At 65.6% G+C, this 19,312-nt stretch carries 21 protein-coding genes; 8 read left to right on the top strand and 13 right to left on the bottom strand.

Features of this window, described 5'->3' with window-relative positions; all coding sequences use genetic code 11:
* Positions 1-154: 154 nt before the first annotated feature.
* The 8 genes from ACE103_RS04045 to ACE103_RS04010 all read right to left on the bottom strand — a co-directional run bounded on the left by ACE103_RS04045 (position 155) and on the right by ACE103_RS04010 (position 6,353).
* Complete coding sequence (locus ACE103_RS04045; protein WP_375778414.1) at positions 155-748, bottom strand: GNAT family N-acetyltransferase; 594 nt, start codon at positions 746-748, stop codon at positions 155-157.
* The gene (locus ACE103_RS04040; protein ID WP_375778413.1) at positions 748-1,575 is read right to left on the bottom strand and encodes an ABC transporter ATP-binding protein; all 828 of its coding nucleotides are present in this window, start codon (positions 1,573-1,575) and stop codon (positions 748-750) included. The genes ACE103_RS04045 and ACE103_RS04040 overlap by 1 nt, the downstream gene beginning before the upstream one ends.
* A 12-nt stretch (positions 1,576-1,587) precedes the next feature.
* Positions 1,588-2,385 (bottom strand): ABC transporter permease, encoded by a 798-nt coding sequence (locus tag ACE103_RS04035; RefSeq protein WP_223974323.1) that lies wholly within the window; start codon positions 2,383-2,385, stop codon positions 1,588-1,590.
* Between the two features lie 23 nt (positions 2,386-2,408).
* Positions 2,409-3,872: a phenylacetate--CoA ligase family protein gene (locus ACE103_RS04030; RefSeq protein ID WP_375778412.1), complete on the bottom strand. Its 1,464-nt coding sequence runs from the start codon at positions 3,870-3,872 to the stop codon at positions 2,409-2,411.
* Between the two features lie 225 nt (positions 3,873-4,097).
* Positions 4,098-4,262 (bottom strand): hypothetical protein, encoded by a 165-nt coding sequence (locus ACE103_RS04025; RefSeq protein ID WP_375778411.1) that lies wholly within the window; start codon positions 4,260-4,262, stop codon positions 4,098-4,100.
* Positions 4,263-4,441: 179 nt separating this feature from the next.
* The gene (locus tag ACE103_RS04020; RefSeq protein ID WP_375778410.1) at positions 4,442-4,789 is read right to left on the bottom strand and encodes a hypothetical protein; all 348 of its coding nucleotides are present in this window, start codon (positions 4,787-4,789) and stop codon (positions 4,442-4,444) included.
* Between the two features lie 192 nt (positions 4,790-4,981).
* The gene (locus ACE103_RS04015; protein WP_375778409.1) at positions 4,982-5,665 is read right to left on the bottom strand and encodes a haloacid dehalogenase type II; all 684 of its coding nucleotides are present in this window, start codon (positions 5,663-5,665) and stop codon (positions 4,982-4,984) included.
* A gap of 82 nt (positions 5,666-5,747) precedes the next feature.
* Positions 5,748-6,353: a CGNR zinc finger domain-containing protein gene (locus ACE103_RS04010; RefSeq protein ID WP_375781001.1), complete on the bottom strand. Its 606-nt coding sequence runs from the start codon at positions 6,351-6,353 to the stop codon at positions 5,748-5,750.
* 167 nt (positions 6,354-6,520) lie between these two features.
* On the opposite strand from ACE103_RS04010, the gene ACE103_RS04005 reads away from it, so the two are divergent.
* From ACE103_RS04005 to ACE103_RS03985, 5 genes are all read left to right on the top strand, one after another.
* Positions 6,521-7,216 (top strand): alpha/beta fold hydrolase, encoded by a 696-nt coding sequence (locus ACE103_RS04005; RefSeq protein ID WP_375778408.1) that lies wholly within the window; start codon positions 6,521-6,523, stop codon positions 7,214-7,216.
* 30 nt (positions 7,217-7,246) lie between these two features.
* The gene (locus ACE103_RS04000; RefSeq protein WP_375778407.1) at positions 7,247-7,846 is read left to right on the top strand and encodes a TMEM175 family protein; all 600 of its coding nucleotides are present in this window, start codon (positions 7,247-7,249) and stop codon (positions 7,844-7,846) included.
* Positions 7,847-7,889: 43 nt separating this feature from the next.
* Positions 7,890-8,744, top strand: coding sequence for an alpha/beta fold hydrolase (locus ACE103_RS03995; protein WP_375778406.1), 855 nt, complete (start codon positions 7,890-7,892; stop codon positions 8,742-8,744).
* 32 nt (positions 8,745-8,776) lie between these two features.
* Positions 8,777-9,547, top strand: a complete 771-nt coding sequence (locus tag ACE103_RS03990; RefSeq protein WP_375778405.1) for an SDR family oxidoreductase — start codon at positions 8,777-8,779, stop codon at positions 9,545-9,547.
* 73 nt (positions 9,548-9,620) lie between these two features.
* Positions 9,621-10,070, top strand: coding sequence for a tautomerase family protein (locus ACE103_RS03985; protein ID WP_375778404.1), 450 nt, complete (start codon positions 9,621-9,623; stop codon positions 10,068-10,070).
* Between the two features lies 1 nt (position 10,071).
* Here the strand turns inward: ACE103_RS03985 and ACE103_RS03980 are convergent, their stop codons facing one another.
* From ACE103_RS03980 to glf, 3 genes are all read right to left on the bottom strand, one after another.
* On the bottom strand, positions 10,072-11,373 hold the full coding sequence (locus ACE103_RS03980) for a PQQ-dependent sugar dehydrogenase (RefSeq protein WP_375778403.1): 1,302 nt from the start codon (positions 11,371-11,373) through the stop codon (positions 10,072-10,074).
* Between the two features lie 360 nt (positions 11,374-11,733).
* Positions 11,734-13,008: a serine hydrolase domain-containing protein gene (locus tag ACE103_RS03975; protein WP_375778402.1), complete on the bottom strand. Its 1,275-nt coding sequence runs from the start codon at positions 13,006-13,008 to the stop codon at positions 11,734-11,736.
* A 65-nt stretch (positions 13,009-13,073) separates the two neighbouring features.
* Positions 13,074-14,300 carry a UDP-galactopyranose mutase gene (glf, locus tag ACE103_RS03970; RefSeq protein ID WP_375778401.1) on the bottom strand — a complete coding sequence of 409 codons (1,227 nt, stop codon included), beginning with the start codon at positions 14,298-14,300 and terminating at the stop codon, positions 13,074-13,076.
* 212 nt (positions 14,301-14,512) lie between these two features.
* Between glf and ACE103_RS03965 the strand changes: the two genes are divergently transcribed.
* Both ACE103_RS03965 and ACE103_RS03960 read left to right on the top strand, forming a co-directional pair.
* The gene (locus ACE103_RS03965) at positions 14,513-15,745 is read left to right on the top strand and encodes a hypothetical protein (RefSeq protein ID WP_375778400.1); all 1,233 of its coding nucleotides are present in this window, start codon (positions 14,513-14,515) and stop codon (positions 15,743-15,745) included.
* A gap of 74 nt (positions 15,746-15,819) precedes the next feature.
* Entirely contained in the window at positions 15,820-16,983 is a 1,164-nt protein-coding gene (locus ACE103_RS03960; RefSeq protein WP_375778399.1) for a caspase domain-containing protein, read from the top strand.
* A gap of 41 nt (positions 16,984-17,024) precedes the next feature.
* Here the strand turns inward: ACE103_RS03960 and ACE103_RS03955 are convergent, their stop codons facing one another.
* On the bottom strand, positions 17,025-17,588 hold the full coding sequence (locus ACE103_RS03955) for a DUF488 family protein (RefSeq protein WP_375778398.1): 564 nt from the start codon (positions 17,586-17,588) through the stop codon (positions 17,025-17,027).
* Positions 17,581-17,790, bottom strand: coding sequence for a DUF2945 domain-containing protein (locus ACE103_RS03950; protein WP_375778397.1), 210 nt, complete (start codon positions 17,788-17,790; stop codon positions 17,581-17,583). Before ACE103_RS03950 ends, ACE103_RS03955 begins: the two co-directional genes overlap by 8 nt.
* Positions 17,791-18,096: 306 nt before the next feature.
* On the opposite strand from ACE103_RS03950, the gene ACE103_RS03945 reads away from it, so the two are divergent.
* Positions 18,097-18,927 (top strand): hypothetical protein, encoded by an 831-nt coding sequence (locus ACE103_RS03945; RefSeq protein ID WP_375778396.1) that lies wholly within the window; start codon positions 18,097-18,099, stop codon positions 18,925-18,927.
* Positions 18,928-19,312: the final 385 nt, after the last annotated feature.

Genomic DNA, 19,312 nt, shown 5'->3' with positions numbered 1-19,312 from the left:
AATGGGAAACCTTGATTGGTCCGGGTGCAGAACGTCGAGCGGGACGACCTGAGGCTGCGTACCCGGCAGGCGGCACAGCCGCATGACGATTTGGGCTGCTTTACGCCAAGAACAACCAAACCGCCATGCCCCCGCAGCGGAAAAAAGCCGCGGATCAGGCCGGTTGCCCGATCGGGGGCCGGCTGCCGGCGATCCGGTCCATCAATCCGGACAGCCGCGACGGCGGCGGGCTGGCCGCGCCAATCAGGCCGCCCGCCCCGCGCAGCGCCCCCGGCATCAGCTCGCAGGCCAGCAGCCGATCGCGCTGATATGGGCCGGGCATGCGGAGCGCGCCGGTTTTCGCCGCCGAGAAGCCGAAGCGGTCATAATAGGCGGCGTCGCCGACCAGGATGACGGCGCGGTGGCCGAGCCGCTGCGCCCGCTGCAAGGCCTGCCGCATCAGCGCGGCGCCGATGCCGAGGCATCGCGCCTCCTCCGCCACCGCGAGCGGGCCGAGCAGCAGGCATGCGTGACCGGTGCAGGTCACGATCGGCCACAGCCGCAATGTGCCGACCAGGTGGCTGCCACGGCGCGCGACAAACGCGAGGCCGCACGCAGGCTTGCGGCCCCCGCGCAGCCGCTCCGAGGTCTTGGCCAAGCGGCCAGGACCGAATGCAGCGTCGAGCAGACCCTCTCGCGCCGCCACGTCCGAACGGCGTTCCTGACGGATCGCAACCGGCTTGTCGTTCGGAGAACCAAAAGAGGACATCACGCAACCCTCGCCAGATAGATGAAGACCTCGTCGAGGTCCCGGCACTTGAAGCGCTCGGCGAGCTCGCCCGGACGTCCCATCGCGACGACGCGGCCGTGGCTCATGATGACGACGAAGTCGCAGAGCTGCTCGACCTCGGTCATGTTGTGCGAGGACAGCAGGATGGTGGCGCCGCGGCGCTTCTGATAGGCGCGCAGCCGGCCGCGCACCCACTCGGCACGGTCAGGGTCGAGCGATGCCGTCGGCTCGTCGAGCAGCAGCACGTCCGGGTCGTTGATCAGTGCCTTCGCGACGGCGACACGGGTCTTCTGCCCGGCCGAGAGCCGCCCGGTGACGCGGTCGAGCACGTCGCCGAGCTCGAAATCCTCGATCAGTTCCTCGATCCGCGCCTTGAGATTGGCGACACCATAGAGCCGTCCGAACACCATCAGGTTCTGCCGCACGGTGAGTCGCCCCGGCAATGCGACATAGGGGCTTTCGAAATTCATCCGGCTGAGCACCTTGTGACGCTCGGTCGCCATGTCGTGGCCGAGCACCATGGCGCGGCCGAAGCTTGGCACCACCAGGCCCATGATCATGGCGATGGTGGTGGTCTTGCCGGCGCCGTTGCCGCCGAGCAGGCCGACGGTCCAGCCCTTGGGCACGTTGAAGTTTACGTCGTCGACCGCCCAATGGGTGCGGTACTTCTTGCAGAGATCCTCGACCGCGATGGCCGGCGCCTCATCGATACCGAGGCTCACGGGCGCATTGTCCTGCGCGGGCGTGGTGGTTGGCGACACCGGTGTCAGATGTCTGCGGGGCAAAAAGCGTTCGATGCGGCTCATGGATGTTCTCCCTTACTCGCCCATGGTGAGCAGGCCGCCCTTGTGGCGGGCGCTCTGCAACAGGGCAACGAATGTGGCGAAGCCCATGCCGAGATAGACGGCGTTGAGCGCGAGGCATTCCATCATCAGGTCGGTGCGGAAGGTGCCGTCGAGCAGCACGGCGCGCATGCCCTCGAACACATAGGTCGGCGTCAGCGACCAGGCGACCGGGTGCAGCCAGACCGGCAGCGCCTCGACCGGGTAGTAGACGCAGCACAGCGGCAGCAGCACGATCATGATCGAGTAGGCGAGACTTTCGGCACCGAGGCCCTGGCGGATCACGAGGCCTGCGACGACGAGCCCGATCGCCCAGCTGGTCAGCACGAGGTTGAGGAAGAACAAGATCAACCCCGGCCCCATCGCAAAGACATTGAAGCCGAACAGCAGCAGCGTCAGCAATGTCACCGGCAACGTGCCAATCACCAGCCGGATCAGGCTCATCAGCATCAGCGAGGCCGCAAGCTCGGCCGGCTGCAACGGGCTCATCATCAGATTGGCGAGGTTTCGCGACCAGATCTCCTCCAGGAAGGTGAAAGTGAAGCCGAGCTGGCCGCGAAACAGCACGTCCCAGAGCAGGACGGCGCCGAGCAGCAGGCCGGCAGTGGAGGCCATCGCCGACTTGCTTTGATAGAGGTAGGTATAGAGGAAACCCCACACCATCATCTGCATCGCCGGCCAGTAGACGATCTCGAGCAGCCGCAGCCATGACGAGCGCAGGATGTAGTAATAGCGCGCCGTCATGGCGGCGATGCGGTTCAGTGACTGAGTCATGGCACGCACTCCTCTCGCCGAGATCAATCGAACTCGCGGCGGATCGGGCGGCGCTTGCCGACCTTGGGCGGAAACGCGAGCAGCGCGTTGGCCTGCACCCGGACCTGATGCTCGAGGCAGGCCGCGAGCAGATCCTCCAGATGTGCGACCGAGCCGTGCAGCCGCGACATCGGCGTATCCTGGCCGAGCACGACGCGCGCCTCGACGAGGTCGACGCCGCGCTGCACGATCTCGAACTGCGCCAGATGCAGGTTGCAGTCGAACATCCAGCGATAGGTTGCATCGAGAATGCTGCCGGCCGGGACCTTGCGGCCGTCGCGGTTGACGAAGGCATCGTTGAGCCGGCCGTCGATGCTCGCGATCTGCGACCAGTTGATGTCTGATGGCGCCGGATTGGCCGGCCGCGTGATGTAATCGCCCTGCACGTAGCGGATGAACGGCATCGCCTCGTTGAGCAGGTTGGTGATCACCGCGATGCCGGACTGGCCGTCGGCCTGCGGCGCCATCGTGACGGGATCGAGCACGTCGAGATGCACAGTGTCCTCGCAGACGTGGTACTGGCCGTCGGGCATCTCGAGCGCGATCCGCGTCGCCTCCTCGGAGGAATATTCGTCGAGCACGGGCACGCCGAGCTGGCGCGACCATTCCTGACGGGCAGTACGCGAGGAATATTCCGAATGCGTCACCGCAAGATTGAGCGAGGAACGGAACTCGTCGACATGCGGCATCAGCGCATCGAGGCTCGACGGGTAGAGCGAGAGGATCTTCGGTCCGAGATAACGCAGATGCTGGGCTACGCGCGCCGGCGGGATCAGGTTCGAGATGAACGCGGTCGGATAATCGCCGCCGATCGAATCGAACCACCACGGCACGGTGTAGACATGGGCGAGCAGATCCTCAGTGCGGTAATTGCCGGCGCTCTGCATCGCGAACTGGCGGACACCCTGGATGGTGTCGGTGATGACGGCGTCATAGTCGACGCGGATCAGCAACGTCTGGCCGGACGAGCCCGACGAGCGCGTCGGAAACAGGTTTTCCGGCTTGTACTTCTTGTTGACGCACTGGTCCGGGAAGGCCGCGACCAGCTCGGGCTTGGTGATGACAGGGATCTTCTGGATGTCGTCATAGTCGCGCAGATGTTCCGGCTTGAAGCCGGCCGCATCATACTTGGCGCGGTAGACCGGAATGTCGCGGTAGGCGAGCTCGACCAGCTCCTTGATCCGGGCGAACTGCCGCGCGCGGATTTCCGACACCGGCAGATAGGGGTGTCGCATGCATTCGCCGAGATAATTCGCGGTGGCCGCGACCAGCTCGGGCGCGGCCTCGTTGGAGGGCTGGAAGTCCGGCCGGGTGTGCTCGGTCTCCCAGAACTGGCGCTGCGGCGCGCTGGTCGCATCGGCGGGAACGAGGGACGCGGCGGCTTGATCATGCTCCGGCACCAGAGCAACGCCGTCATCGGAAACACTGATAGCAAGGGAGGACGTCATCTTCAGCTCCATGATTGACGGGAGACCGCCCGTTCATGGCGCTATCAATGGCTCGCGGCGCCGGCTCCCGCCGTGACGCGCGTCACACGCGGTCGCACCCCGCGCGCAGGCCGAGACGTATAGGGCGGGTTAGGAGAAGCCGTAACCCGCCATGCTCAATCGCATCGCGTTGCGGCGGGTTATGCTGACGCTAACCCGCCCGACAAGGCTGATTGCTTCAGGTGGCTACTTGCCCCATGTCGCCTTTTTGACCCGCCCCTTGCCGCCGCATTTCTTGCAGGGCTCGGGATAGATCTTCCGTCCCGGCTCGCCCGGCTGCTTCACCTCCGGAAAGCCTGTCCCGTTACACGCGTCACACTTCTCTTCATTGGAAATAAGGTGCTTCACCATCAACCGTCCCGGATTGAAGAATCAGAAGCCCGCGGGCGCGGACTTCTGCCACCTATCGAATACGAACGGCGGCGGGTTGTGGTTTCAGGTGCATGGCTGCCCTGCGCAGCGACGCAGCAGACAGATCGGGGGAACGACAACGGCACCATCGCCGTTGTCGGCTTCTTATTGACGCCACGTCACTTCGCCTTGAGCGCCTTGTCGTGGCTCTCGAGTGCGGATGCCATCAGCTTCGGCAGTTGCGCGGCATAGATCTCGATGAAGGTGGCATCGCCGCAGGCCTCCGGATCGCGCGCGGCCTGCTCGGCGACGCGCGCGGCCTTGGCTTCGCATTTCGCGAACATGTGCCAGAACCAGTCCGGGCTCTTGCCGAGCGCCGGCCTGTGCTTCTTGATGACGGCGGCGCCGACCGCGCTCATCGCGTTGACGACGCCGGCGCCCAGCGTGCTGATGGCCCGCGCGTTCAGGATATCCTCGCGCGATTGCGCGGTAGCGTTGCTTGCAGTCGCTCGTCCTTTGGCCGGCATGCTCAAGCTCCTTGTCGATCCCTGGTCCGTCCTGTGCGTCGGACAAAAGCATCGGCCGGGGAGGTTGAGGAAGGCTCAAGGGGCATGGTTGAAAACCGCTATGGATTTCATTCCGGTTTTAGGCGCTTCCGAGCGATCGGGCCTGGAGGGGATTTTTGACCTCCCCTCCGCCGCGGAATCTGTCAGCGACCGTTACCCTTTGGCACCATAGCGCCGGATCAGCTGGTCGGCGACGTCGTCGAGATTATCTCCGACCACCTGCGGCTGCGGACCGACGCCAAGTACATCGTTGCCCGGCCGCTTGATCAGCGCGGCCTCCCAGCCGGCGGCGACTGCGCCGAGCGTATCCCAGGTGTGGCAGGCGATCAGGCAGAACTCCGACGGCTTGGCGCCGAGCTGCTGCTCGACATAGCCGTAGGCCTGGCGCGACGGCTTGTGATGCTTGACGCCGTCGGCGGAAAAGCGCCGCTCGAACAGATCGACGATGCCGCCATTCGTCAGCTGCCGGGTCTGCACTTCCAGCAGATTGTCGGTCAGCGTGAACAGACGAAAACCCGCCGCGCGCAGCTTGCGCAGCGCCGCCGGTACTTCCGCATGCGGCGGCATGGTGGAGAATTTCTCGGTCAGCTCCCTCTTGTCTGAATCATCGATCCTGATGCCGCGGGTGTCGGCCAGCATCTTCATCACGGCCGCGCCGATGTCGGTGAAGGGCACGTAGCACCCCGCCACCGTGAGCGAGGCCGAGTACATGATGAAGTTCGCGAACCACAGCCGCATCGCGCTCTTGTCGCCAAAGATGCGCGCGAACACCGGCTCCATGGTCTCGAGGTCGAGCAGGGTCTCGTTGACGTCGAATACGATCAGAGGAAACGCCATTCTGGTCTCCATTTGCTTGGGTTTGGTCTCGCCTTTCCTTGGAGCATGATCTCTTCGGAAAACCGCTACGCACTTTTCCGGATCATGCTTCCCTGTCCTTGATCCGGCTGCGATGCGCGGCCTGCTTGGCGCGGTTGCCGCAGACCGCCATGCTGCACCATCGGCGCGCACGCGCCCGCGTGTGATCGGCAAACATCAGCGTGCAGGCCGGGCCCTCGCACGCCTTGATGTCGGAAAAGCTTTCCTCGCAGACGACCTTGGCCATCGCCTCGCCGATCGGCAGCAGCAATGTTTCCGCCGAGCGCCAGCGCCGCGTCCGCTCCAGCGCGAAACCGTCATGATCGTCGTGACGATGCGCCACGATCCTGCTGAACGCCTGATCGCTTTCGAGCAGCCGGTTCAACGGCTCCAACTCCTTAAGCGCCCGCGGCGTCAGCGACCGGCCCATATGCTTGCGGACGAAGCCGCGGAACCATTCGCGCAGATCGCGCGCCTGACCGGCGACGCTGTCGAACTCGCCCGGCGCCGCGCGCGCCTTCAACTCGTCGAGCACATCTGACGGCACGAGGTTCGCCTGTGCGAGCCAGCGCACCAGGCCGTCACCATCGGCGATCCAGTCAACCGGCGTATCGACCGGGGTCGCGATCGAATTGATGAAATCGAGGCCCAGGCTATCGGCGATGAACATCGCGGGCGGGTGGGGTTGCACGGCGGAACTCTCCTGGACGGTTTCTCTGAACTCGGCTCGAAATAACCTGCTTAATGGCCGTTGACAAGTTACGAACACTGAGCCATAAGCGACGTAACCTGTCAATTGATATTTTACTGGTTACTGCTGAAACAAGGGAGCTCAAGATGTCGAACAAGGATGTCAGCGTGGTGCTTTCCCATGGCGCGTGGACGGACGGGTCGAGCTGGGCGCGGGTGATCACGGCGCTCGACGCCGAGGGCATCACCGCCGTGGCGGCACCGCTGCCGCTGACGTCGCTCGCCGACGATGTCGCCGCGCTGAACCGCACGCTGGACCGCGTCGAGGGACCGGTCGTGCTGGCGGGCCATGCTTACGCCGGCGCTGTGATCGCCGAGACCCGCTCGCCGCGCGTCAAGGCGCTGGTCTATGTCGCGGCGCTGGCGCCGGACGAGGGCGAGACGGTGGCTGACGTGTTCTATCGCGCACCGCCGCATCCGTTCGCGCCAAAACTCGCGCCCGATGCCAACGGCCTGATCTGGTTGCCTGAGTCCGCTTTCGCATCGGCCTTCGCGCAGGGCGCGCGGGCCGATGATCTCGCGGTGCTCGCCGCCGTGCAGCGGCCGATCTCGCCCGCTTGCATCACGGTGCCGGTCGGCCGTCCCAGGTGGAAGGACGTCCCGAGCTGGTTCCTGGTCGCGGAGGACGACCGGATGATCGCGCCCGAGACCCAGCGCAGCATGGCCGCGCGGATGAAGGCTGCCGTGCGTTCACATGCCGTCGATCACACCCCGATCGTGACGGCGCCAAAGCTCGTCGCCGACATCATCCGGGAAGCCATCCACGGCGTTACAGAGCACTGACGTCTTTGATCAAAGGACAGGAGCGCTGCCATGCAGGAGAAACATTTATCGGCCGACCGGCTCGGCGCGTTTTCCGATGCGGTGATCGCCGTCATCATCACGGTGATGGTGCTGGAGCTGAGAGCGCCGGACGGCTCGCGGTTCGCCGACTTGCTGCCGCTGTGGCCGACCGCGATCAGCTACGCGGCGAGCTACCTGTTCATCGCCGTGATCTGGGTCAATCATCACCATCTGCTGCATCTGGTGCGGCAACCGACGCCGCGGTTGATCTGGCTGAACTTCGTCCATTTGTTCGCGGTCTCGCTGCTGCCGTTCGCGACCGCCTGGGTCGCACGCTCGCACATGGCCGCGGCACCGGTGGTGGTCTATGCGGTGATCTTCCTCCTCATTGACCTCGCCTATCTCGCCTTCGAACGCGCGGTGCTGGCACAGGCGGATCAGAGCATGATGTCCCAGCAGGTGCGGACATGGACCCAGCGCCGCACGCTGCTCGCGCTGCTGGTGTTCGCGGCCGGCGCCGCCATCGCGCCCTTCGTGCCGCTGCTCGGCTTCGCCACCGTGTGCTGCGCGCTGCTGCTCTACCTCAGACCCGAGGCGATCAGCGGGTTTGCGAAGCAGACCAAATCCTAACCCGCCAACCACACCACCACATCGCGACCACAAGGAGTGACAGATGTCCGAGATCAAATACCGCACGGCCGATGTAGACGGCTTCAAGGTGTTCTATCGCGAGGCCGGTTCGCCGGGCGCGCCAAAACTGCTGCTACTGCACGGTTTCCCGAGCGCGGGACACATGTTCCGCGATCTGATCCCGCAGCTCGCGGACAAGTTCCACATCGTGGCGCCGGATCTGCCCGGCTTCGGCCAGTCCGACATGCCGCCGCGCGAGACGTTCAGCTACACCTTCGACAACATCGCCGGCGTGATCGACCGCTTCACCGAGGTGATCGGCTTCGATCGCTTCGCGGTCTATGTGTTCGACTATGGCGCACCGACCGGCTTCCGCCTCGCGCTCAAGCATCCGGAGCGGATCACCGCGATCATCTCGCAGAACGGCAACGCCTATGAGGAAGGCCTCAGCGACGGCTGGACCCCGATCAAGGCCTATTGGCAGGATCCCTCGCCGGCGAACCGCGACGCGCTGCGCGTCTTCCTGACGCCGGACACCACGCGCTGGCAGTACACGCACGGCACACCGGATCCGCAAGCCGTGTCGCCGGACGGCCAGAACCTCGACAATTACTACATGACGCGGCCTGGCGCGCATGACGTGCAGCTCGATCTGTTCGGCGACTACAAGAGCAACGTCGCGCTCTACCCGGCCTTCCAGACCTACTTCCGTACCCATCAGCCGCCGTTCCTCGCGGTGTGGGGCAAGAACGATCCGTTCTTCCTGCCGCCGGGCGCCGAGGCGTTCAAGCGCGACAATCCGAAGGCGGTGGTCAAATTCCTCGACACCGGCCACTTCGCGCTGGAAACCCATGCCGCCGAGATCGCACAAGCCATCCGCGAGTTCCTGAGCCGCTGACGTCGCGCGCCGATCACTCCAGGGGAATGCACATGACCCAATCCGTCGCCATCGTGACCGGCGCAAGCTCCGGCATCGGACGTGCCACCGCGCTGCGGCTCGCGCGGGATTTTTCTGCCATCGTCCTCGTCGCGCGCAGTGGTGAGAAGCTGCGCGAGGTCGCTCAGGAGATCGAATCCAGCGGCAGCACGCCGCTGGTGCTCGATCTCGACCTCGCCTCACCGGCGGCCGCCGACGACGCCGTCAAGGCCACGCTGGACCGCTTCGGCCGCATCGACGCGCTGGTCAATGTCGCAGGCTCGGTGCCCGGGCTCGATCTGTTCGAGATGACCGATGCGCAATGGGATGCGGGCCTCGCGCTCAAGTTCCATGGCGCCAGGCGGCTGACGATGCACGCCTGGGACGCGCTTAAGGCATCGCAAGGCGCCGTGGTCTTCACGTCAGGCAATGCCGCCGCGTTGCCGCGCGCCGGCGCGGCTGCGGTGGGTGCGATCAACGCTGCGATCGAGGCGCTGGCAAAGGCGTTCGCCGAGGGCGGCATCGACGACGGCGTGCAGGTGAACTGCGTGTCGCCGGGCGCCATCATGACCGGACGCCGCCTTGCGATGCTGGAGAAATCAGCGACAGCCAGGCAGGTCGACATCGACACCGCCAAGGCAGGCTTCCTCAAGCAGGCCGGCATCAAGCGCTTCGGCTCGCCGGAAGAAATCGCCGACCTCGTCGCGTTCGCCGTGTCGCCGCCGGCGCGCTGGATGACCGGTACCGTGCTGCGCATGGATGGCGGCGAGATCAGGACCGTGTGAGACAGCACTCGACGTGTGAGAGCAAATGCGTGATCCTCGCAGCCTCGACTGACATCCAAGCGAGGTCACGCCAATGCCAACCTATACCTGCACCAGTGCGCAAGGCCGCCTCAGCGCGGAACAGAAGGGCCGGATCGCGGGCGAGATCACCCGGATCCACGCCGAGGTAACGGGCGCGCCGAGCTATTTCGCACAGGTGATCTTCAGCGAGGTCACGCCCGGCAACTGGTTCATGGGTGGCGTCCCGGTCGCGCATGACCACATCTTCGTCTACGGCCATATCCGCGCCGGCCGCGCCGCCGTCGACAAGACGCGCATGATCAAACTGATGGCGGACGCGGTCGGAGCCGCCGCCAGCGTCGACAGTAAGCGCGCGGTGTGGGTCTATCTCAACGAGTTGCAGCCGCGGCAGATGATCGAGTTCGGCCATGTGCTGCCCGAGCCCGGCGACGAGCCGGCGTGGACCGAGGCACTGCCGGAAGCGGATCGCGAGTTCATGCAGTCGATCACCGGGCGGCGTTGAACTACGCCCCCGTGACCCGCCAGATCACGTTGCCGACATCGTCGGCCACCAGCAGGGAGCCGTCGGGGCCGAGCGCGACGCCGACCGGGCGGCCATACGACACCTTCTCGTCGGGCGCGAGGAAGCCCGACAGGATGTCGCGCGCCGGCCCCGAGGGACGGCCGTTCGTAAACGGCACGAACACCACCTTGTAGCCCGACAGCGTCGAGCGATTCCACGAGCCGTGCTGGCCGATCGCCATGCCGTCGGGGAAACCCGGCAGCGTGCCCGCAGGCATCCAGCACAGGCCGAGCGAGGCGGTGTGACCGCCGAGCGCATAGTCCGGCCGGATCGCCTTGGCGACCATCGCCGGATCCTGCGGCACGCGATCGTCCACCGTCTTGCCCCAGTAGCAATAGGGCCAGCCATAGAAGCCGCCGTCGCGCACCGAAGTGAGATAGTCCGGCGGCGTCTCGTCGCCGATGCCGTCGCGCTCATTGACGACGGTCCACAGCACATTTGTGGTCGGCTCCCAGGCGAGCCCGACCGGGTTGCGCAGGCCGCCGGCGAAGATGCGGCTGGTGCCGGCTGCGAGATCGAGCTCATAGATCGCGGCCCGGCCCTCCTCGACCTTCATGCCGTTCTCGGCGATGTTGCTGAGCGAGCCGACGCCGGCATAGAGCTTCTTGCCGTCGGCGCTCGGCAGCAGGCTGCGCGTCCAATGCCCGTCGGGCTTGAAGCTGACGAGCTTGCGTCCCTCCGCCGTGATGCGATCTGCACCCGCGGTGTAAGGAAACGCGACCACGCCGTCGGTGTTGCCGACATAGAAGGTGTCGCCGATCAGCGCCATGCCGAACGGCTGACGCAACCCTTCCATGAAGGCACCGCGGCTTTCCGCGACGCCGTCGCCATCGCGGTCGCGCAGCAGCGTGATGCGGTTGGCGCTGACGCCGAGTGCCGCAGCGCGGCGCATCGTCGCCTGCATCGCATAGTGGAAGACGCTGCGCGGCGTGCCTGCGATCTGCGTCGCCTCCGCGATCAGGACATCGCCGTTCGGCAGCACGTTGATCCAGCGCGGATGGTCGAGCTCGGCGGCAAAGGCGTTAACCTTGAGCCCTGCTGCTGCGGTCGGAAGCTGGCCCTTGTCCCAGCCGCGCGCCGTCGGCATCTTCAGCGTCGGGATCGCGCCCTGCGACTTCGCCGCCGGAATCTGCGGCGCGCTGCCCCAGGCCGGTGCGGGCTCGGCGCCCTGCATCCGCCGCCACGCCACGGCGCCGGCCCCGATCGCCGCGACGACGCGGGCAAAAACTCCAGACGTGCTCATGAACTTCCCCTGTACTTGCACCGTGTTGCTAAACATTGCCGGCAGCGGCCCGCACGAGCATTGGCATAATGCCTGCCCCGATGACAGTAATTATACGATCTTCGCAGCCGCCCTCGAATCGGAGAGACTGGCCTTACGCTCCCTTGTCAGAGCGTTTTCCTCCCTGAGACCTTGCCCGCCCCGGTCGGCGGGCTTCCTTTTACGAAGCGCCAAGCTTTTCGAAGCACTGCGGGCGCGGCCGGCTGCGGGGCGTTATAGCCGGAAACGCATAGCGGCCCGGCACCGGATGCATTGGACCGGGCACAGCGACGGCGCAACCGGGCTGGCAACCGGACACATATGACGCCGCAACGATGCGGTTTACTTCACCATCGCCCCATAGACGATGTCCTGCACGTTCTCGCGATAATATTTGCGCAGCTCGCCGGGAGCTGCGGTTCCGACCACCACGACGAGGCGTTCCTTCGGATCGCAGAAGAACTGCGTGCCATAGGCGCCGTTCCAGGTGAACTCGCCGGGATTGCCCGGCACCGACGCCAGCCCTTCGCTGGTCCGCACCGCGACCGCCAGCCCGAAGCCGAAGCCGCCGCGATGCGGCTCGACCGCGGCGACGTTGTTCTTGATCTCGGGCCCGAGATGGTTCGACGTCATGAGGTGCACCGTCTGGGGACTGAGCACGCGCTTGCCGTCGAGCTCGCCGCCATTGAGCAGCATCTGTCCGAAGCGGACATAGTCGCCGACGGTGGCGAACGAGCAGGCGCCGCCGCAGTCGAACTTGGTCGGCACGTCGAGCAGCTTGATGGCTTGCGGCTTGCCGGTGAGCGGATCGTTGGGAAACGGATGCGCGAGCCGCGCGCGCTGGGCATCGGTCGGGTGGAACGTCGCCTCCTTCATGCCGAGCGGCTTCCAGACATTGGCCGAGAGATAGTCGCCGAGCCGCTGGCCGGAAACCTTCTCGACGACGGCGCCGAGCACGTCGATCGAGAAGCCGTATTCGAACTCGGTGCCGGGCTGATGCACCAGAGGCAGCTTGGTGATGCGGTCGATGAAGGCCTGAGTGTCGCCTTCGACCGCCGGCGCCGCGCCGTCCGGATAGAGCCGCGCCAGCGCGCTCGAGCTGTCGGGCCGGCCGCCATACATCAGGCCCGAGGTGTGGCGATAGAGATCGTGGATGAAGATCGGCCGCGCCTGCGGCTCCATCGTCAGCGAGCCGTCGGCCTGCTGCACGCCCACCTTCATGTCGGCAAACGCCGGATAGTACTCGGCGACCTTCGCCTGCAGCGGCAGGCGGCCCTGCTCCATCAGCGTCAACCCCGCGACCGCCGCCATCGGCTTGGTCATCGAGGCTAGCGCGAACACCGCATCGATCGGCATCGGCGTGCCCTTGACCGGGTCGAGCTGGCCGTAGGCCTTGTAGTGCACGAGCTTGCCGTCGCGCGCGATCGCCACCACAGCGCCGGGCACGCGCTTGGCCGCAATCTCACGCGCGAAGAAGTCATCGAGCCGCGCCAGTCCCTGCTCCGAGAAACCGGCCTGATGCGCCGAAGCTTCCGGCAGCGGCGGCGCGGCATGGGCGATGTTGTTGAAGGCAAGACAGGTGGCGGCGGCAGCCGCGGCAACGGCGATTTTTCTCATTGTTTCCTCACCAGGGACCGCGGGCGGTTGTTATGTAGTTCGCGGCCCGCGCGGGCAGGATTAGATCACGCCGGCAAGGGCGACAAGGCGTCGCGGCGCGCGGCGGTGTCGCCGGGGCGCATGTCTGCGCCAGCGAAGAACGGCGCGACCTCGTGCTCGAACGTCTTCAGCGCGGCGCCGATTGCCTGGTGCATGTCGAGATATTTGTAGGAGCCGAGCCGGCCGCCGAAAATGACGTTCGGATGCTGCGCCGTCATGGCGTGATAGGACGCGAGCATGGCGCGGTCGGCGGCCGTATTGATCGGGTAATATGGCTCGTCGGCGCGGCCGGCGAAGCGGGAATATTCGCGGTAGATCGTGGTCCGCGGCCCGGCATGCGCGCGCTCCGGATGCAGGTGCCTGAACTCGTGGATGCGGGTGAACGGCACCTCGGCGTCGGCATAGTTGATGACGGCGGCGCCCTGGAAATCGGCGACGTCATGGACCTCACGCGCGAAGTCGACGGTGCGCCAACCGAGATGGCCGCAGGCATAGCCGAAGAAGCGGTCGATCGGTCCGGTATAGATCACGAGCTGGCGCGGGTTGATGCGGTCGGCGACGTCGAAATAGTCGACACCGAGTTGCACCGCGATCCTGGGATGATCGAGCATCCGGCGGAAGATCGCGGTGTAGCCATCGAGCGGCATGCCCTCGTAGCGGTCAGCGAAGTAGCGGTCATCGAAGGTGAAACGGACCGGCAGGCGGCCGATGATGTCGGCCGAGAGCTCGCGCGGATCGGTCTGCCACTGCTTCTGCGTATAGCCGCGGATCAGGAGATCGTAGAGCGTGCGGCCGACCGAGGCGATCGCCTTGTCCTCGAGATTGCTGATCCCGGAGGCACCATGCCTCCCGGAAGCACCATGCGCTGCTGCCTCAGCCGCGATCACGGCGCGCGCCTGGTCCGGCGACATGATGCGACCGAACGCGGCGCACACCGTCGCAAGGTTGATCGGCATCGAATAGACGCGGCCGTTCGCCACCGTGAAGACGCGGTGGCGGTAGTCAGTGAACTCGGTGAAGCGGTGCAGATAGCGCCAGACGGTCTCGGAATTGGTGTGGAAAATATGCGTGCCGTAGCGGTGCACCTCGACGCCGCTGTCGGAATCGACCTCCGAATAGGCGTTGCCGCCGATATGCGGCCGGCGGTCGAGCACGCAGACGGAGCGGCCGAGCCTGCTCGCCACCTGCTCGGCGATCACGGCCCCGAAAAAGCCGGCGCCCACCACGACGACGTCGAAGCTCTCAAGCTGCATGTGGCCCCCGCTCCCCGCGCGGGCCCGGGCTGTAGCCCGCCGCGACATCCCGACGGAGCTTCAACGGCGCTGCGGCCGACTTCCGGCGAAGATTTTGGTTAAGGCCGCGATAATTTCGTGCCCGGAACAGCGGGCTCGGCCGTTCAACTGACAGCATGCGAGGCGTTGGGTTTATCCGCGCGCGCAGCAACAGCATCATGCGCGGGGGCCCGATGTCCGTAATCTGCGTCCTGTATTCCAGCAATACGACCTATGATTCGCTGCGCGGCATTCTCGCGATGGCCGCCGCCGAGCTCGACCGGCTCGGCCATGAGGTCAAGATGCTCGACCTGCTGGCGCCGGATTTCTCGGCCAGGCTCAATGCGCTGTTGCCACGAAAGACCGAGACGATGGCACTCGGCTTCTCCGGCATCGGGCTCGATATCCACACCAAGGACGGCAAGCTGTTCTGGGACGTCGCCCAGATCCCCGTCTTCACCTGGTTCTGCGATCATCCCTGCTACTTCGCCAAGCGGCACGGGCTCGAGAGCCGCTACACCGCGCATGGCTACGTGTTTCCCGACCACGCCGCGTTCAACCGCGATCATCTGGGCGCCAACGGCGCCGTGTTCGCGACCCATATGGGCATCCCCGATCCCGGCTTCTTCGGCGGCCTGCCGCCCGAGAAGCGCAACGGCCGGCTGATCTTCGCCAAGTCCGGCTGGAATCCGCTGGCGCTTGAGCGCGGCTGGCGCAAGACGATGCCGCCAAAGCTGTTCGCGCTGCTGTTCGATGCGATCGCCGAGGCGCGCGGCAAGACCTGCGGCGCGTTTCCAAAGATCATCGTCGACGTCGCCGAGCGGCATCTCGTCTATCTGAAGCCTGGCGGCGACCTGTTCAACGTGATCCTGACCCGGCTCGACAACTACACAAGAGGCGTGCGCACCCGCGAGGTGGGCGCGGTGCTCGCCGACTATCCGGTCGATTTCATCGGCGGCGGCTGGAGCGATCTCGACGTCAGCGGACGCCCGGCCCGCGTGCTCGGCGCGATGACCTTCGATGCGATGCGCGAAGGCCTCGGCAGCTATCTCGCCGCGGTCTCGCTCAATCCCAATATCGACCTGTCGGTGCATGACCGGGTGTTCTTCGCGCTCGGCGCCGGCACCGTGCCGGTGTTCGACGCCAACCGCTTCTCGACCGCGGAGATGCCGCATCTCGCCCGCTACAGCTTCGGCCAGGACACGACAAGCGTCGCTGCCGCCGTCGAGGCCCTGCTGGCCGATCCCGCCGCTGCCCAGGCGGCGACCGCCACCACGATGAGCGAGCTCTATCCGCGCTTCTCGATGCAGCGGTCGGTGCAGGACATCCACGAGATCACGATGTCGATCGCGGGTGCCGCCGGCGCCAATCTGTTGCCGGCCGAGCCGGTGCCGGCAGGCGTCTGGACACCGAAGCAGGCGGCCTGATCGCACCGCCATTTCCGTGGCCGCCTCGCGCCGGCTGCGCTACCCTGTGCCCGTCACCTTCGATCGGGTCCAGCATGAACCGCCGTGCGTTTGTCTCGGGACTGGCCATCGCCGCGGCGCTCGCGGGCCTTGCCACGGTGCCGGCCGCTGCTGACGGCAAGCGGGTGGCGCTGGTGATCGGCAACGGCGCCTATAGAAGCGTGCCGGCGCTGTCCAATCCGCCGAACGATGCCGGCGATATCGCCGCCGCGCTGAGGCGCCTCGGCTTCGCGGTCACCCTGATCACCAACGGAAGCTTCGACGAGATGCGACGCGGCCTGATCGCGTTCGGGCGCAATGCCGCCGGGGCCGACATGGCCGCGGCGTATTTCGCCGGCCACGGCATGGAGATCAACGGCGACAACTGGCTGATCCCTGTCGATGCCGAGCTGAAGCGCGATACCGATGCCGCCAATGAAGCGATCAGCCTGCAGAGCGTGATGCTGCAGGTGTCCAGCACCGGAAGTCTCGGCCTCGTCATTCTCGATGCCTGCCGCAATAATCCGTTCGCGGCGAAGATGAGCCGCTCGCTCGCGACCCGCGCCGCCGCCACCAATAACGGGCTCGGCCGCATCGAGCCGGTCGGCAACGTGCTGGTCGCCTACGCCGCGCGCGACGGCACCACCGCGCTCGACGGCGACGGCCGCAACAGCCCGTTCGCCGCGGCGCTGTTGCGCAACATCGAGGCGCCGGGCGTCGAGGTCACCTTCATGTTCCGCAACGTCCGCGACGACGTGATGGAGGCGACGCGCAACGAGCAGCAGCCCTTCGTCTACGGCTCGCTGTCGCGCAAGGCGATCTATCTGGCAGCGCCGCCGGCCGACGCAACGGCGCCGAAACAGGCGAACGCGACACCGGCGGCCGCGGCTCCCGCCCTGTCGGGACCACCAGCGACGCCAGCCGGCCGCATCGATCCCGCGCTGGTCGGCACCTGGGAAATCATGGTGGCCGGCAGCCGCGGCCAGTCGCGCTGGATCTGGCAGATCATGGCCGACGGCACCTACAAATTCCACGCCGAGCCCTTCCGCTCGGCGCAATCACATGAAGGCACCGTCACCTTCGCCAACGGCCGCTGGACGCTGCACGCACTGAAGGGACTACGCAATTATAGTGATGCCGGCTCCTACGAAATCCACGACAGCACCGCGGTGATCACCGGCAAGCTCGGCACCGGCTATTGGAAGCGGAGCGTGGAGTGAGGGGCAAAGCGCGATGATGCGCCGCAAGCTTCGCCACTCGTTCATAAATCCAGTTGCCCCGTCGCCGGATAGACCACCGTGCCATCGCTCTGCACGACGGCGCCTTCGGTGAGGCGGGCGGGTTCGAGGCGGCCTTCCCCCATGATGTGGACGACGGTCTCGCCCGACGCCATGAGATAGTCGGCGACGATGCGGCGGTGGCAGCGCCACCACACGGCTTCCGAGCACATGATTGCGCAGCGCAGCCGGTGGCCCTCGTCGCGCAGATGCTGCAGGCTCGCGTGAAATTGCGGCGACAGCGCATAATCCGCGTAGTTGTGGAAGCTCTCGTTGCTCCAGAACCCATTGGCTGAAGGCGGCACGCCTCGCGCCTTGCCGCGCAGCCCGCCGAGATCGGCCAGATGCTCATACGAGATGCCCGCGGCCGCCAGCGGATCGGGGAGCGTGTCCCTGTTGAACTGCGGATTGGTCCGCGACCTCGGCACCGTTCTGATGTCGACGACACGGTCGATCTTGGCCGCGGTGAGGAGGACGATGAAGTCCTCGAGACTGCGGTTGGAATGGCCGACCGTGAAGAACGGAAGCGCCGCGCCTTTGCTAGGCATGATGGAGCGCGCTGCCCTTGTGCGCCGCGACGTGATCGGTCTTGTCGCTCTTGATCTCGTATTGCGGATCGGCTTCCGAGGCGCGGTGCATGTGCCCCTTGTAGTCGAAATCGCTGGTGTGAACCGCGATGACGGTGCCCGAGACGTGGCCTGCCTCGGAATTCCATCTGACGTGATCGCCAACCTTGTATCGTCTCGCCATCTCACAACCTCCGGCTTGGTCGAGCACCGCAGGTTCTGGCGATTTGGCACGGCCAACGCCAGCAACCTGACCGGCACAGCATAACCGGAGGAAGGCGTCCGCGCCTTGCTGACCCCGAGACGCAGCTGCGGGAATTCTGCGACAAGACCTATTCGCCCGAGATCGGCGCGCGCGGCCTGCCGGGCCGCATCAAGCGCATCGAGGCCATGATCGTCGAGAAGACGATGGCGGACGGCGCCTTCGGCGGCACGCTCGACATCGGCTTCGATGCCACGAGCCGCAACTTCACGTCGAGCTGGATCCCCCATGACAGAAAAGCCGCATAACGACGCCGATGCGTTGCTGGACGGCATCGACAAGACGCTGTCCGACTTCAAGACCAAGGCCTATGAGGCCAAGAAGTCCTATGACCAGTCGGATCTCGGACGCGCCCACCGGGAGCTGAGCATGCTCGGCCGGTTCTGGTCGCAGTTCGTGCGTTCGTGCGGGTGGATCTACCTGACATTGATCGCGCCGGTCACCTGGCGGCTCTATCGCTTCGTGCGATGGGCGTTCGCCCGCTACCGCGCGCTTTGGGCGCGCTGCGTCTACACCAAAGACGCCTATGGCGATCCACAGTTCAGCAAGGCCCGCGGCGGAATCATGATCCTCGCGACGATCGTCGCCTGCTACCTCGTCTACGGCGCAGCAACGGTCGCGGCGACCTTGCCGTGGTACCTTGCCACGGTGCGGCACGACGAGCAGCTGTACCTCTCCAACTCGCAGAACCTCTCAAGCTCGCAAACCGACGGCCTGGAGACCCACGAGGTCTACGGCTGCGAGACGCTGCCCTGCACCGATCAGAACACGGTGACGTTCCGGGTGCGTTCGACCTGGTTCAACGAGATCTGGAGCGTGCTCCATCATGGTGCACTGTTCTATCCCGGCTATGTCGCCGCCGCGGTCAGCCCGGTGCTGAATCGCTGTATCATCACCTCCTACGGTATCCGCAGGAAATTCCTGGTGCGAACCTGGGAGCTCTATCCCGACCTCGTGCAGGTCGAATGCATGCCGACCGACGCCGCCGGCGGCAAGGACGGCAAGGACGGCAAGGACGGCAAGGACGGCAAGGTGATCGACAACAAGGACTATCGCTAGGGCCACATCAATGGACAGGCAAGTTTTGGCCCGCCACTGACCTTGAAGAACTCCCGTTCGAAGGTGAGCACTGCCAAATATCGCAAAACAACCCCATGCAAAGTAGCAGGCGGCCGCTGTCGCTCGAACCGCCGCTTGACGCGTCGGGCAACTCAGTGGCATTATTCCATTATTCCGAAATCGTGTAACCGTGCGTCGTTACGACTTGGTCGGACTGCGGGCTTGCGATTGCGGCCGAGAAATATTCACAATTGAAACTGCGCCGGTTCGCCGCGGCGAACGATCGCCCGTGCGTGGCGTGCCTCGCCAGGGAATGTCGACATGAGCACCGCTCCGGATCCCTATTCCGTCATTGCGGTGACAGTGCCGCAATGACCACGGTCAC

This window comes from Bradyrhizobium sp. ma5 (assembly GCF_042258955.1).
Lineage (GTDB): Bacteria > Pseudomonadota > Alphaproteobacteria > Rhizobiales > Xanthobacteraceae > Bradyrhizobium.
Note: the sequence above shows the minus strand (reverse complement) of the source record. Positions and strands in the feature narration are given on the sequence as shown.

What these genes read in the sequence shown, in the direction of transcription:
- ACE103_RS03965 (WP_375778400.1), top strand. Translation starts at nt 14,513, where the DNA reads ATGTCCGTAATCTGCGTCCTGTATTCCAGCAATACGACCTATGATTCG.
- ACE103_RS04025 (WP_375778411.1), bottom strand. Translation starts at nt 4,262, where the DNA reads ATGGTGAAGCACCTTATTTCCAATGAAGAGAAGTGTGACGCGTGTAAC.
- ACE103_RS03950 (WP_375778397.1), bottom strand. Translation starts at nt 17,790, where the DNA reads ATGGCGAGACGATACAAGGTTGGCGATCACGTCAGATGGAATTCCGAG.
- glf (WP_375778401.1), bottom strand. Translation starts at nt 14,300, where the DNA reads ATGCAGCTTGAGAGCTTCGACGTCGTCGTGGTGGGCGCCGGCTTTTTC.
- ACE103_RS03955 (WP_375778398.1), bottom strand. Translation starts at nt 17,588, where the DNA reads ATGCCTAGCAAAGGCGCGGCGCTTCCGTTCTTCACGGTCGGCCATTCC.
- ACE103_RS04000 (WP_375778407.1), top strand. Translation starts at nt 7,247, where the DNA reads ATGCAGGAGAAACATTTATCGGCCGACCGGCTCGGCGCGTTTTCCGAT.
- ACE103_RS04035 (WP_223974323.1), bottom strand. Translation starts at nt 2,385, where the DNA reads ATGACTCAGTCACTGAACCGCATCGCCGCCATGACGGCGCGCTATTAC.
- ACE103_RS04040 (WP_375778413.1), bottom strand. Translation starts at nt 1,575, where the DNA reads ATGAGCCGCATCGAACGCTTTTTGCCCCGCAGACATCTGACACCGGTG.
- ACE103_RS03980 (WP_375778403.1), bottom strand. Translation starts at nt 11,373, where the DNA reads ATGAGCACGTCTGGAGTTTTTGCCCGCGTCGTCGCGGCGATCGGGGCC.
- ACE103_RS04010 (WP_375781001.1), bottom strand. Translation starts at nt 6,353, where the DNA reads ATGTTCATCGCCGATAGCCTGGGCCTCGATTTCATCAATTCGATCGCG.
- ACE103_RS03960 (WP_375778399.1), top strand. Translation starts at nt 15,820, where the DNA reads ATGAACCGCCGTGCGTTTGTCTCGGGACTGGCCATCGCCGCGGCGCTC.
- ACE103_RS04020 (WP_375778410.1), bottom strand. Translation starts at nt 4,789, where the DNA reads ATGCCGGCCAAAGGACGAGCGACTGCAAGCAACGCTACCGCGCAATCG.
- ACE103_RS04030 (WP_375778412.1), bottom strand. Translation starts at nt 3,872, where the DNA reads ATGACGTCCTCCCTTGCTATCAGTGTTTCCGATGACGGCGTTGCTCTG.
- ACE103_RS04005 (WP_375778408.1), top strand. Translation starts at nt 6,521, where the DNA reads ATGTCGAACAAGGATGTCAGCGTGGTGCTTTCCCATGGCGCGTGGACG.
- ACE103_RS04015 (WP_375778409.1), bottom strand. Translation starts at nt 5,665, where the DNA reads ATGGCGTTTCCTCTGATCGTATTCGACGTCAACGAGACCCTGCTCGAC.
- ACE103_RS03985 (WP_375778404.1), top strand. Translation starts at nt 9,621, where the DNA reads ATGCCAACCTATACCTGCACCAGTGCGCAAGGCCGCCTCAGCGCGGAA.
- ACE103_RS04045 (WP_375778414.1), bottom strand. Translation starts at nt 748, where the DNA reads ATGTCCTCTTTTGGTTCTCCGAACGACAAGCCGGTTGCGATCCGTCAG.
- ACE103_RS03975 (WP_375778402.1), bottom strand. Translation starts at nt 13,008, where the DNA reads ATGAGAAAAATCGCCGTTGCCGCGGCTGCCGCCGCCACCTGTCTTGCC.
- ACE103_RS03990 (WP_375778405.1), top strand. Translation starts at nt 8,777, where the DNA reads ATGACCCAATCCGTCGCCATCGTGACCGGCGCAAGCTCCGGCATCGGA.
- ACE103_RS03945 (WP_375778396.1), top strand. Translation starts at nt 18,097, where the DNA reads ATGACAGAAAAGCCGCATAACGACGCCGATGCGTTGCTGGACGGCATC.
- ACE103_RS03995 (WP_375778406.1), top strand. Translation starts at nt 7,890, where the DNA reads ATGTCCGAGATCAAATACCGCACGGCCGATGTAGACGGCTTCAAGGTG.